A 12,228-nucleotide genomic window follows, 5' to 3' on the forward strand; every position below is an offset into this window, starting at 1 on the left:
AAAGCATTCATGAACCTGCTGTCTGATCCCTGGCTTCGCGTCCGAGATGCGGCGGGCAAGATCCATCGGATCTCACCGTTGCAGATTGGTGATACCGACTATCACGACATCGTCACAGACCGCCCGGACTTCCAAGGTGCGGTCTATCAGCTTCTGATCGGCGTGCTCCAGATCACCTATGCGCCTGTCGACAAGCAGGAGTGGAAGGAGCGCTGGGCCGCTCCGCCGGATGCGCAGACACTGCGCACATTCGTAGCCCCCATTCTGTCCGCCTTCGAGTTGGAAGCTGACGGTCCTGCTTTCATGCAGGATGCCGACCTGCCCTCGGATGCGAATCAGCTGTCCGTGCTCGACCTGCTGATCGACGCCGGCTCCGACAGTAACTTGTTCTTCAATAAGCCCCTGCGCAGGGTGGCATGTGCGAAGCCTGTGTGGCCCAGGCACTGTTCACCCTGCAGATCAACGCCCCTTCAGGCGGCCGCGGGATCAGAACATCGCTGCGTGGCGGCGGGCCGATGACGACCTTGCTGCTGCCCCAGCAGGAGGACGCCACGCTCTGGCAGCGGCTTTGGGCCAACGTGCTGACGAGCGATACGCTCGGTCATGATCCGGTGACAGCTTGGGGTGCCGTGCTTCCCTGGATGGCACCCACCCGGACAAGCGATGGCCCAGGTGCGCTCGACACGACGCCGGACACCGTACACCCCCTGCAGGCTTACTGGAGCATGCCGCGCCGGATCCGTCTCGACTCGGCGACGATCACGCAGGGAGATTGCGCGGTATGCGATAGCCAGGGCGTCAAGTTGTTCCAGCATTATCGGACGCGGTACGGTGGAACCAACTACACCGGCGCATGGATGCATCCTCTGACGCCGTACAGCCTGGATCCCAAGCACGAGTCGCCGCCGCTGTCTATCAAGGGGCAGCCGGGTGGCATCGGCTACCGGCATTGGTTGGGTCTCACGTTCGGCAAGCCAGATCAGCAGCCTCAGGCAGCGCAGGTGATCAAGCACTATCGAGCGACGCTCAAGGCAGGGCCCGCCCGGTTGTGGTGCTTCGGCTACGACATGAATAACATGAAGGCGCGTTGCTGGTACGACAGCACGCTTCCCGTACACGTCGTCGACGAAGCGGATCAGCGTCTTTTCATCGAACAGGTCAGTGATTGGACGAAAGTGGCGTCGGAAGCCGCCAGCGCTCTGCACTACCGCGTCAAGTCGGCCTGGTTCAAACGTCCCGGCGACACAGGTAGCGAGCCGGCCATCCATCAGAGTTTCTGGCAGGGCACCGAGCCTGCCTTCTATGCGGGTGTGCAGGCGCTCGCCGGCTCAGATGTACGCGATCCCGCCGAGTGTGCCGCACTGTCTCGTCAGTGGCTATCCCATGTTAGTCGCGCTGCGATGAACCTGTTCGAGCACTGGACTCTCTCGGGCCCTGTCGAGGAACGCGATCTTGCTCGGGTCGTCCGGGCGAGGGCAGCGCTAGCCAAGGACCTCAAGGCGGGCAAGGCGGCAAAGACACTTTGGAGTTCGATTTCCCCTCATCTGACGGAGAAAGCATGAAGGCGCGCAATCCTTATCTGGACGACAAACAGCGCGAGTTTGTCCGCGCCTGGTGGAAGGCTCTCCAGCCCAAGGAGTTCGACCCTGAAGCGAAGCACAAAGCGCTGGCATCGGGCCTTGATTTCGATCGTGGGGACCGCGCCCATCTACGGCGTGCCGCCAACCTGGATGACCTCGTGCTGGCCGCCGCCCCGCACCGGCTGGCGCAGCGTCTTTTGGCGTTGGACGCCGCCAAGACGCACCCGCGCCTGTCGGATAGCTCGGACGTCTATCGCCGTATCGCCATGACCTGCGGCTTGCTCGCTCACGTCAAGAAAGACGCCGGGGATGGCCGTTCGCTGGCGTGGCAGGTGGGTTATGCGCCCAAGCGCAAAGACAGCAAAGAGCTGCTGATGAGCGAGCTGCGTTTCAAGCGCATGCTCAAGGCGACATCGCTGGACGACTTGTACCGACAGCTTGTGCGTGCACTGGCGTTGGCCGATGGCCATGTCGACGTGACGCAATTCGCCGATGACGTGCTGGCCTATCTCACCGAAATCGACCGCCCTCCCAGCAATGCGGCGCAGAGCGTCAAGCTGTATTGGGCACACGACTATTACCTGAGCGCCAAGGAACAGGCCGGCGCCACGACCGATTCGAAGGAGTGACGAATGACCCGCTTTGTTCAACTGCACCTGCTGGTGTCGTATCCCCCCGCCAATCTGAACCGTGATGACCTCGGCCAGCCCAAGACGGCGCGCATGGGCGGCGTGGAGCGTCTGCGGGTGTCCTCGCAGAGCTTGAAGCGCGCCTGGCGTACGTCAGAGTTGATGCAACAGCAGGTGGGTGGCCATATCGGCACACGTACCAAGCGCTTGGGGCGGGACGCTTTCGAAACGCTTGTTGCCGCGGGCATTGCGGAGAAGTCTGCTCAGGCGTGGGCGAGCAAGATCGCGTCTGTGTACGGCAGCGTCAAGAAAGACAACCCGCTTGAAATCGAGCAACTGGTGCACGTCGCTCCAGAAGAGCGAGCGACGCTCGATACACTCGTCGCCACTCTTGCTGCAGAGAAACGAGAGCCTACGGACGAAGAGCTTGGGCGCTTGCTCCATAAGCAGACGGCCGTCGATATCGCTATGTTCGGCCGCATGCTGGCAGCCAAGAAGGAGAACAACGGCGAAGCCGCCGTGCAAGTCGCCCACGCACTGGGTGTACATGCCTCCGTCATCGAAGACGATTACTTCACGGCGGTGGACGATCTGAATCTCGATGATTCGGGTGCAGCCCACATCGGGGAGTCTGGATTTGCAGCGGCCGTGTTCTATCAGTACGTTTGCATCGACCGCGACCTTCTCAAGAAGAATCTTGGAGGTGATGAGGCGTTGACCCAGCAGGCTTTGCGCGCCTTGATCGACGCCGCGCACAAAGTGGGGCCGAGCGGCAAGCAGAACAGCTTCGCCAGCCGCGCCTATGCTCACTATGCGCTACTGGAGAAGGGGGCACAGCAGCCCCGTTCGCTGTCCCTGGCCTTTGTAAAGCCTGTGACCGGTTCGGACTATGCGGCCGAAGCCGTGACGGCGCTCGAGCGCGTTCGCGACAACATGGACCAGGTATACGGCGCTTGCGCAGATACGCGTTACCAGCTCGACGTGCTGCGTGGTGAGGGCAGCTTGCAGGAGTTGCTTGATATCGCAGCATCGGAGTAAGTCATGGCCACGTATCTGCTGATGCGGATCTACGGGCCTCTTGCCAGCTGGGGAGAGGTGGCCGTAGGTGAAATGCGGCATTCGAGCGTGCAACCGTCGCGCTCGGCGTTGCTGGGCCTTCTGGGCGCCGCGCTGGGGCTCGAGCGCGACGACGACGATGCCCAGCGTGCGCTCGCCGCAGGTTATCGCTTTGGCATCAAGCTGGTTGCGACAGGCTCGCCATTGCGGGATTACCACACCGTGCAGGTGGGGGAGCCCGGGCGAAAGCAAGTCTTTCGCTCACGTCGTCAGTCGCTGGTCGAGGGTAAAGTCAGTACGCTCTTGTCGACGCGCGAGTATCGTTGCGACAGCGTGGCCGTCGTGGCAGTAGAAGTCGCGCATGACGACGCCCCGTATTCACTGGAGCAGCTTGCTGGCGCATTGCGGACCCCGCATTACACCCCGTACCTGGGACGCAAATCCTGCCCGCTGGCGGTCCCGCTGATGCCACAGTGCATCGAGGCGGACGATCTGCGCGCTGCGTTGGACGGTGTACCGCTGCCATCCCTGATGGCTCTGCTGACGTCCCGCCCAGACGCCTCCTGGCCCAGTCCGATGGATCAGCGCGCGTTCGCGCTGCAGGCGCCCCGCTATTTCTGGGAAGATGGCATGACCCCTGGCATGGAGGCCAGCTTTTCGACGGTGCGCCACGACCAGCCACTGTCTCGACGGCGCTGGCAGTTCGCACCGCGTCGAGAACACGTGTCCTTGGGCGGAGGCGAGCCATGAGCCACTACTTCTCTCGGGCGCGGATCATTGCAAGGCCGCGGGATTCGGAGTTGCTCCAGACGTTGGCACGCCATGGTGCTGCTTATCGGGATCACGCCTTGGTCTGGCAGCTGTTTCCTGGGGACGGCGAGCCGCGAGACTTCGTGTTTCGTGCGCAAACGCAGGATGATGGTGGGCTGGTCTATTACGTCGTTTCTCGCCGTCTACCACAGGCGGATCCTGGTCTGTTCTCCGTGCAGACCAAGCCCTATTCCCCTGCGCTAGACGAAGGGGAAGTCGTGCGCTTCGATCTTCGTGCCAATCCGACCGTGAGCCGGCGTGTCGAAGGCGGGCCGTCGCGGCGGCATGACGTCCTCATGGATGCCAAGCGGGCGGTGGCGGGGGGCGGAGACGCGCGGTCAGCAGAGGTCAACGCAGCAGCCATGCGATGGCTCGTCGACCGTTCAGCCGCATGGGGGTTGAACGTAGATGCCGGCACCGTCCAGCAGTCGGCATACCAGCAGCACAGGTTGCGCCGCAAGGGCGAGGACATTACCTATTCCTCTCTGGATTATCAAGGCCTTGCGCGTGTGGCGGATTCAAAAGCCCTGCAAGATGCGCTGTGCCATGGTGTTGGGCACGCAAAGGGTTTTGGGTGCGGTTTGCTACTGGTCAAGAGACTGGGTTGATGCTCCCGCGCCTCAAGCCCCTTCCCATGAAAGACCGTGTCTCCATGATCTTCGTCCAGTACGGTCAGATCGATGTGCAGGATGGCGCCTTCGTCGTCATTGACCAGACGGGCATCCGGATGCACATTCCCGTTGGGTCGGTCGCCTGCATCATGCTCGAGCCCGGCACGCGCGTGTCGCACGCGGCAGTGCATCTGGCGTCTACGGTGGGCACCTTGCTCGTCTGGGTGGGTGAATCTGGCGTGCGGCTGTATGCGAGCGGCCAGCCTGGCGGAGCCCGGGCAGACCGTTTGCTGTACCAGGCCAAGCTGGCCCTGGACGACGAGCTGCGGTTGAGTGTTGTGCGCAAGATGTACGGGATGCGCTTTCAGGAGCCCGCGCCGGCACGACGTAGTGTCGAGCAACTGCGGGGCATTGAAGGGGCTCGCGTACGCGAGACGTACAAGCTTCTTGCGCAGCAGCACGGTGTGGACTGGCGGTCTCGCAACTACGATAGACAGCAATGGGACGCGGCCGATATTCCGAACCGCAGCCTTTCTGCTGCGACCTCTTGCCTGTACGGCATCACCGAGGCAGCGGTTCTCGCCGCGGGGTATGCGCCCGCGGTGGGTTTCATCCACACGGGCAAGCCGCTGTCGTTTGTCTATGACATCGCGGACTTGTTCAAATTCGAGACGGTGGTGCCACTGGCATTCCGGATCGCTGCCAAGAGCCCGCACAATCCCGAGCGCGAAGTGCGCCTGGCCTGTCGCGATCTGTTCCGTAGCAGCAAGCTCCTCACGCGCATCATTCCTGCTATCGAAGAGGTGCTGAGCGCGGGGGGTATCGACCCACCAGCGGCACCGCCAGAGTCTGTCCCCCCGGCGATTCCCAATCCCGAGATCATTGGCGATGTCGGTCACCGGGCACAGTAGATGAGTTTCCTGGTTGTCGTGACAGAGAACGTGCCACCGCGATTGCGCGGTCGCATGGCCATCTGGTTGCTCGAAGTGCGGGCCGGTGTTTACATCGGCGACGTTTCCAAGCGGACCCGTGAAATGATCTGGGAACAGTTGAGTGCGGGGTATGAGGACGGTAATGTCGTCATGGCGTGGGCGAGTCCTCACGAGTCTGGCTATGAGTTCCAGACGCTGGGAGCAAACCGACGACTGCCGATTGAGTTTGACGGACTTCAGCTGGTGGCGTTTTACCCTCTTGACAAACGCGATCTTTAACAAGCGGAATCGGTAGATTTTTAGGGGTGAATTTTTCCCTTAAGATTCAGTGGTTTGTGTTAAGTGTGTTCCCCGCGCACGCGGGGATGAACCGGATATGTGCTGACATAGTAGCCACGCGTGTAAGTGTTCCCCGCGCACGCGGGGATGAACCGAGAAGAGAACCATGGTCATCACGATGTCATCGGTGTTCCCCGCGCACGCGGGGATGAACCGGTAGGACATTTCCTCATCGGTGATCGACCCATGTGTTCCCCGCGCACGCGGGGATGAACCGTAGGGACATACACGGGGAAATTCATGGCTAACTGTGTTCCCCGCGCACGCGGGGATGAACCGGCTCCGAAGCCGGAGACGGACTGGTGGGCGGTGTGTTCCCCGCGCACGCGGGGATGAACCGCAGGCCAAGGCCACGAAGCGCACAGTGGATCTGTGTTCCCCGCGCACGCGGGGATGAACCGGGTGGAAAGGCGGCCAAGAACTACCGGCGCATGTGTTCCCCGCGCATGCGGGGAAGAAGCGGTGTTGCGCACCTTGCCGATGGTCAGCTCGTTGTGTTCCCCGCGCCGCGGGGATGAACCGGACAAGTGCCTGAAGCTATGCACGAAGCTGGAGTGTTCCCCGCAAACCTGGGGATGAAACATCAGATCTCCGAGAAGGGCTTGACCGGGCCATTCCGCTGTGAAAGCGCTCTGCTAGTTGATCGCTCGAACCGCTCTGAAGCGCTCACCGCAAGTTCTGATGCCAATCCTTCCAGGCTCGCGCAATATCGCAACGTCCAATGCCTCCCGCGAGCATCCCCCACAGCAATGCGCGCGCTTTGCGCGGACACAGCCAGCCGGCCATGATGGCGCCTCGGCGTGCCAAGTCTACCTCTGAGCCAATGTACCCATACGTGGCTGAGGTAGTGGGGCCCGCACCAGTGCGCGTCGCAATGATTACCGGCATGTCAGCGCATAGCGCTTCCATTCTTTCTGCGAAGCCGAAGGAGAGATGGCCTGCGCCGAAGCCTCCAATCACGAGGCCCTGATAGCCTGCCGCGCGCACGAGCTCGGCGATCTGCCCGTCGTCGCCCATGTACGTTTCGAGCAATGCCACGCGGACGTCGCCAGACACCGGCGGGAGCGCAGGGGGGCGGGTGCCCGCTGGGTGGAAGTAATGCGCTATGCCCTCCACGATGACGCCCAGCGGTCCGGTCTCGGGCGACTCGAACGCTTGCACCGTAAGCGTGTGGCGCTTGCGCACCCAGCGGGCGGCGTGAATCGTGTCGTTCATTACCACCATGACGCCGCGCCCTCGGCTGTCTTTCGAGCGCGCAGCCAGCACAGCCGACAACAAATTGGCTGGGCCCTCGGCGCCGGCTGACTGCGGCGCTCGCATAGCGCCTGTGACGATCAGCGGGGCTTCGCGCTGCCAGTACAGATCGAGAAAGAAGGCCGATTCTTCGATGCTGTCGGTGCCTTGGGTCAGGACGACACCTGCTGCGCCGGCATCCACCTGCCGCTCCGCCCAAGCCAAGGCGGCGAGCAGATTCGGGAAGCTGAGCGATGCGCTGGGCAGCTGGAACAAGGACTCTGCCGAGATATTGGCGACCTCAGAGAGCCCCGGCACGCTGGCGGCGAGTTGCTCGGCCGACAAACGGGGAACGACACCACCGGCGGCTGCGTCTGGCGTCATGCTGATGGTGCCGCCCAAAGAGGCGATGGCAATGCGAGGGAGTGTCATGGCGGTTTGCGACTGCTGACGTGGATCGGAGGGCTGACCCACGGGAAGATGGTTGCGCCTAGCTCGGTCAGCTGCGGGTGCTCCGTGGCGCGCAAGGGGGAGCACAGTCTAAGCGAAATTGTGAGGTGGGATTAAGGTAGCCACGGCGGGGTCCTGCAGTAGATACAAACGGCTCAGTTACATTTGGCAAGTTTGGTAGAATTTTGGGTGCTGATTTTATTCTTTAAAATCAACGTTTTGGGCTAAATGTGTTCCCCGCGCATGCGGGGATGAACCGACGGAATCTGTCGCTATCTCTCGTGCGGATGAGTGTTCCCCGCGCATGCGGGGATGAACCGGCGGTTTGTAGCCCCACCACATCGGTGCGAGAGTGTTCCCCGCGCATGCGGGGATGAACCGCCTTCGGCTTGGGTTCCGCAGGTAGCGCCGAGGTGTTCCCCGCGCATGCGGGGATGAACCGAACTGCCGCCAGGCTTCCATGCCATCAGCCTGGTGTTCCCCGCGCATGCGGGGATGAACCGTAGTGGGGCTCGATGCGGGTCTTGGGTCCGCGATGTTCCCCGCGTATGCGGGGATGAACCGTTGGATGGGGTGAAGTCATGGTGGGAGGCGGGGCATTCCCTGCGCACGCAGGGGGCAACCCTTTGCACAGCGGTGCTTGAAGGACCGCGGCATCAAAACGCACCACCACGATGAATGTAGGATCATTAAATCCCACCCCCATCCCAACGTCCGGAACGATGGCGCTGCGCTCGGCATTGTACATTTGGCTTTGCGCGCCACTCGACCGTCACCCCATGCCCACGCTCGCCCACCTCTACCGCTACCCTGTCAAAGGCCTCTCCCCAGAGCCTCTCCATGACGTCACTCTCCAGCCCGGCGACGGCTTCCCGCTCGATCGGCGGCTGGCCATTACCAACGGCGCCTGGACGTTCGATGCGGCCACCTATCAGCCCCTGCGCAAGACGTCCTTCGTGACGCTCATGCAGCATGAGCGGCTGGCCGCGTTGCACACGCGGCTGCTGGAGGAGGGAACAAAGCTGGAGGTCAAGGCGCCGGACGGTGGCAGCGTTACGGTGACGGTCGATGACGAGGACTCGGTGCGTGGCTTCTCGGACTTTCTCTCGGCCTTCCTGCCGCGGGCGTTGCCGGGGCGCCCCTGGCTGGTGCGCTCGGATACGCATCGCTTCACGGACGTAAGTGTGACCTCGGCGGCGTATATGTCGGCGATCTCGCTCATCAATCTGGCGAGTGTGCGGGATCTGGAGACTGCGGTGGGGCGGCCGGTGGATCCGCTGCGGTTTCGGGCGAATGTGTACGTCGACGGCGTGCCGGCCTGGGAGGAGCTGGGCTGGGTGGGACGGGAGGTGGCGCTGGGCGAGGTGCGGTTGCGCATCTTGAAGCGCACGGTGCGGTGTCCGGCCACGGAGGTCGATCCGGCCACGGGCGAGCGCGATCTGGATGTGCCGCGGGCCTTGCAGGCGCATGTGGGGCATCGGGACATGGGGGTCTACGGCGAAGTGCTGGTGGGCGGCACGATCCGCCCGGGGGATGCGCTGACGCTGCTCGGCTAAGCCTCATTCGCGTCCTGAGACCGCGATGCCGGCATGGCGCAGGCCAGTGCATGGCCCCCCGATACGCGTCATCCCCCGCGCGCCAGCAGCGCTGGCACGGAGGCGATCAACAGCGTGATGCCCGACAGCGTCAGCATGCCCAGCACCACCATGCGGAACTGCGCCTCGCTGATGCGGTGATAGATGCGTGTGCCCAGGAAGCTCGGCACCAGCATGGCGGGCACGAGCACGGCCAGCAGGGGCCAGGTGTCGCGGGTGACGAGGCCGGAGATGAGGTAGCCTGCCATCGCCACCAGCAGCAGCGCGAGGTTGAAATTCTGGATCACGGCGCGTTGCGTGGCCTTGTCGACGCCGCGCAGCGTGCACCACAGCGTCGGGGCGATGCCGGTAAAGCCACCCAGCCCGCCCATGACGCCGCCGATCACCCCCACCGCGCCGTCGGCGCCGCGGCCGCCGATCGTGATGCGCGGGATGCGCTGGATGGTGAGCATGATGGGGCACCAGATGACGAGGATCGCGCCCAGGATCACGCGAAAGTGGGTGACGTCCAGGCGGGGCAGCAGCCATACCCCGAGCGGTAGCCCGGCCAGGCCGCCCAGCAGGAACGGGGCGAGGTGGCGCAACTGCACCGTGCGGCGCACGGACGCCGCCGCCACCAGCTGCCCGGTCAGCGCGCCTGTCACGCCCAGCACGGCCGCCACGCGCGGCTCGATGCTCCACACCCAGAAGGACATGGCGACCATGCCGAAACCGAAGCCGGAAATGCCCTGGACGAGGCCGGCCACCATGGCGCCCAGGGCTACCACCACCATCGTCGAAATCATGCTGTCTTCGCTGCGCGACAACCAAGCGGGGCCCTATTGTGCGCCTATTCCTATCGAGCGGGCGGGTGGATTGGGGCATGCTGCTGCGCGAGCGACAGGCCGGCGACAAGACCGCCCCACGCAGGCGCGCAGCGACACGCCGCGCTCGCCGGGTACAATGCCCGGTTGACGGCGAGGCCCTGCCTGGGTATGCCGCGCCCTGATTCTTCATAGGTTTCCCCATGGCACTGCAATGCGGCATCGTCGGCCTGCCCAACGTCGGCAAATCCACGCTCTTCAACGCGCTCACCAAGGCGGGCATCGCGGCTGAGAACTATCCCTTCTGCACGATCGAGCCCAATGTGGGCGTGGTCGAGGTGCCGGACCCGCGTCTGGACAAGCTCGCCGAGATCGTCAAGCCCGAGCGCGTGGTGCCTGCGGTGGTGGAGTTCGTGGACATCGCCGGCCTGGTGGCCGGTGCCAGCAAGGGCGAAGGCCTGGGCAACCAGTTCCTCGCGCACATCCGCGAGACGGATGCCATCGTGAACGTGGTGCGCTGCTTCGAGGACGACAACGTCATCCACGTGGCGGGCAAGGTCGATCCGATCTCGGACATCGAAGTCATCACGACCGAGCTCGCGCTGGCGGATCTGCAGACGGTCGAAAAGGCCATTCACCGCAACAGCAAGATCGCGCGCTCGGGCGACAAGGACGCCGCCAAGCTCGTGGCGCTGCTCGAGAAGATCCAGCTGGGCCTGGACCAGGGCAAGCCCGTGCGCACGCTGGGCCTGGATGCGGACGATCTGTTCCTCGTGAAGTCGTTCGGTCTCATCACTGCCAAGCCGGCCATGTTCGTGGCCAACGTGAGCGACGACGGCTTCACGAACAACCCGCTGCTGGACCGCCTGACCGAATACGCGAACGCCCAGGGCGCGCCCGTCGTGGCCATCTGCGCTGCCATCGAGGCCGAGATCGCCGAGCTGGGCGACGAGGACCGCGCGGTCTTCCTGGCCGACATGGGCATGGAAGAGCCCGGCCTGGATCGCCTGATCCGCGCAGGCTTCAAGCTGCTGGGCCTGCAGACCTACTTCACCGCAGGCGTGAAGGAAGTGCGCGCGTGGACGGTGCGCGTGGGCGCAACAGCCCCGCAGGCCGCCGGTGTCATCCACACCGATTTCGAGCGCGGCTTCATTCGCGCGCAGACGATCGCGTATGACGACTTCGTTCAGTTCAAGGGCGAAGCGGGTGCGAAGGAAGCGGGCAAGATGCGCGCCGAAGGCAAGGAATACATCGTGCAGGACGGCGACGTGATGAACTTCCTGTTCAACGTCTAAGGTTCTTCTCGCGATAGCCCTGCGCGTAGGCTTCGTTCTAGCTGGGCATTGACGGCGGGTGACGAAGGTCACCCGCCGTTTTCGCTGGGGCTTGCTGCGAACCGGAAGTGGCCACTGGTTTTCTTAGTAGAGGTTCGCATTTTTCTAAGGGGTTGATTTCAAAAGAACTTTCCTTGGAAAGCCATGTGCTTGAGGGGTCGCACCCCACGCGGGTGCGTGGATTGAAGCATGGTGGTTCCAGGTCAGGCGTAGCGCAGCATGAGTCGCACCCCACGCGGGTGCGTGGATTGAAGCAGCGCGCTCGGCGCTGACCCCAGGCTTCGACGTTCGGTCGCACCCCACGCGGGTGCGTGGATTGAAGCACGCCTGGAGGAGGGCGACCCCATGCAGTTGAGCACGTCGCACACCACGCGGTGGCACGACTGGCGTGCTGTCATCGGTTGTAAACGCCTAGTCCTGCAAAAACAGCCTACTTCCCCCGCGCCTGCGCAAACACGATGAGCGACACGATCCCCCAGAACACCAGGTACTCGATGCCGCCACCGGACCAGGCCCAGCCCCAGCCGCCCACGGCGACGATGGCGTAGGCGGCGACGGCCATGATGAGGGCGGAGCCCAGGGCGGCGTATCGGGTGAAGACGCCGAAGATCAGGGCGAGGGCGACGGCGAGCTCGGCGACGCCGGCCAGCACGACGAACGCGTTACCGGGCTGCAGGCCGGCCTTGGCGAAGAAGCCGGCGGCGTTGTCGAAGCCGACGATCTTGCCGTACACGTGGGGCAGGTACCAGGCACCGATGAGGATGCGCAGGAGGGTGGCGGGAAGCTGACGCTGGGGCGCTGAAAAATAGGTGGACATGGCTGATGGGCACCGTGTGGGGCTGTCACGGGTGCGACA

13 protein-coding genes and 2 CRISPR repeat arrays are annotated in these 12,228 nt (G+C 63.6%); of the genes, 10 read left to right on the top strand and 3 right to left on the bottom strand.

Going from position 1 to position 12,228, the window contains the following annotated elements:
• The first annotated feature begins 9 nt into the window (after window positions 1-9).
• Genes casA (IMZ29_RS16750) through cas2e form a run of 8 tightly spaced genes read left to right on the top strand, consistent with a single transcriptional unit; the run spans window position 10 to window position 5,897 of the window.
• Complete coding sequence (gene casA, locus IMZ29_RS16750) at window positions 10-519, top strand: type I-E CRISPR-associated protein Cse1/CasA (protein WP_216186209.1); 510 nt, start codon at window positions 10-12, stop codon at window positions 517-519.
• A complete protein-coding gene (gene casA / locus IMZ29_RS16755; RefSeq protein WP_253207205.1) occupies window positions 417-1,562 on the top strand; it encodes a type I-E CRISPR-associated protein Cse1/CasA in 1,146 nt (381 codons plus the stop codon). Before casA (IMZ29_RS16750) ends, casA (IMZ29_RS16755) begins: the two co-directional genes overlap by 103 nt.
• On the top strand, window positions 1,559-2,209 hold the full coding sequence (gene casB, locus IMZ29_RS16760; RefSeq protein WP_216186213.1) for a type I-E CRISPR-associated protein Cse2/CasB: 651 nt from the start codon (window positions 1,559-1,561) through the stop codon (window positions 2,207-2,209). The genes casA (IMZ29_RS16755) and casB overlap by 4 nt, the downstream gene beginning before the upstream one ends.
• 3 nt (window positions 2,210-2,212) lie before the next feature.
• Window positions 2,213-3,247 (top strand): type I-E CRISPR-associated protein Cas7/Cse4/CasC, encoded by a 1,035-nt coding sequence (gene cas7e, locus IMZ29_RS16765; protein ID WP_216186216.1) that lies wholly within the window; start codon window positions 2,213-2,215, stop codon window positions 3,245-3,247.
• A 3-nt stretch (window positions 3,248-3,250) separates the two neighbouring features.
• Window positions 3,251-4,015, top strand: coding sequence for a type I-E CRISPR-associated protein Cas5/CasD (gene cas5e / locus IMZ29_RS16770; RefSeq protein WP_216186218.1), 765 nt, complete (start codon window positions 3,251-3,253; stop codon window positions 4,013-4,015).
• Complete coding sequence (gene cas6e, locus IMZ29_RS16775; RefSeq protein WP_216186220.1) at window positions 4,012-4,683, top strand: type I-E CRISPR-associated protein Cas6/Cse3/CasE; 672 nt, start codon at window positions 4,012-4,014, stop codon at window positions 4,681-4,683. Before cas5e ends, cas6e begins: the two co-directional genes overlap by 4 nt.
• A gap of 26 nt (window positions 4,684-4,709) precedes the next feature.
• Complete coding sequence (gene cas1e, locus IMZ29_RS16780) at window positions 4,710-5,597, top strand: type I-E CRISPR-associated endonuclease Cas1e (RefSeq protein ID WP_253207206.1); 888 nt, start codon at window positions 4,710-4,712, stop codon at window positions 5,595-5,597.
• A complete protein-coding gene (cas2e, locus tag IMZ29_RS16785) occupies window positions 5,598-5,897 on the top strand; it encodes a type I-E CRISPR-associated endoribonuclease Cas2e (protein ID WP_216186224.1) in 300 nt (99 codons plus the stop codon).
• 65 nt (window positions 5,898-5,962) lie between these two features.
• Window positions 5,963-6,419: a CRISPR direct-repeat array (repeat unit 29 nt; unit sequence GTGTTCCCCGCGCACGCGGGGATGAACCG).
• A gap of 204 nt (window positions 6,420-6,623) precedes the next feature.
• On the opposite strand, the gene IMZ29_RS16790 is transcribed toward cas2e, so the two are convergent.
• A complete protein-coding gene (locus IMZ29_RS16790) occupies window positions 6,624-7,622 on the bottom strand; it encodes an asparaginase (protein WP_216186226.1) in 999 nt (332 codons plus the stop codon).
• 248 nt (window positions 7,623-7,870) lie between these two features.
• Window positions 7,871-8,204: a CRISPR direct-repeat array (repeat unit 29 nt; unit sequence GTGTTCCCCGCGCATGCGGGGATGAACCG).
• A 215-nt stretch (window positions 8,205-8,419) separates the two neighbouring features.
• On the opposite strand from IMZ29_RS16790, the gene IMZ29_RS16795 reads away from it, so the two are divergent.
• Window positions 8,420-9,196 (top strand): MOSC domain-containing protein, encoded by a 777-nt coding sequence (locus IMZ29_RS16795; protein WP_216186228.1) that lies wholly within the window; start codon window positions 8,420-8,422, stop codon window positions 9,194-9,196.
• Window positions 9,197-9,264: 68 nt separating this feature from the next.
• On the opposite strand, the gene IMZ29_RS16800 is transcribed toward IMZ29_RS16795, so the two are convergent.
• The gene (locus IMZ29_RS16800) at window positions 9,265-10,020 is read right to left on the bottom strand and encodes a sulfite exporter TauE/SafE family protein (RefSeq protein ID WP_216186230.1); all 756 of its coding nucleotides are present in this window, start codon (window positions 10,018-10,020) and stop codon (window positions 9,265-9,267) included.
• A 221-nt stretch (window positions 10,021-10,241) separates the two neighbouring features.
• Here IMZ29_RS16800 and ychF point away from each other — a divergent pair, with 221 nt between their 5' ends.
• Entirely contained in the window at window positions 10,242-11,333 is a 1,092-nt protein-coding gene (gene ychF / locus IMZ29_RS16805) for a redox-regulated ATPase YchF (RefSeq protein WP_216186232.1), read from the top strand.
• Window positions 11,334-11,802: 469 nt separating this feature from the next.
• Here the strand turns inward: ychF and IMZ29_RS16810 are convergent, their stop codons facing one another.
• Window positions 11,803-12,189, bottom strand: a complete 387-nt coding sequence (locus IMZ29_RS16810) for a DoxX family protein (protein ID WP_216186234.1) — start codon at window positions 12,187-12,189, stop codon at window positions 11,803-11,805.
• Window positions 12,190-12,228 lie beyond the last annotated feature (39 nt).

Source organism: Verticiella alkaliphila (genome assembly GCF_018904615.1).
Classification (GTDB): Bacteria; Pseudomonadota; Gammaproteobacteria; order Burkholderiales; family Burkholderiaceae_B; genus Verticiella; species Verticiella alkaliphila.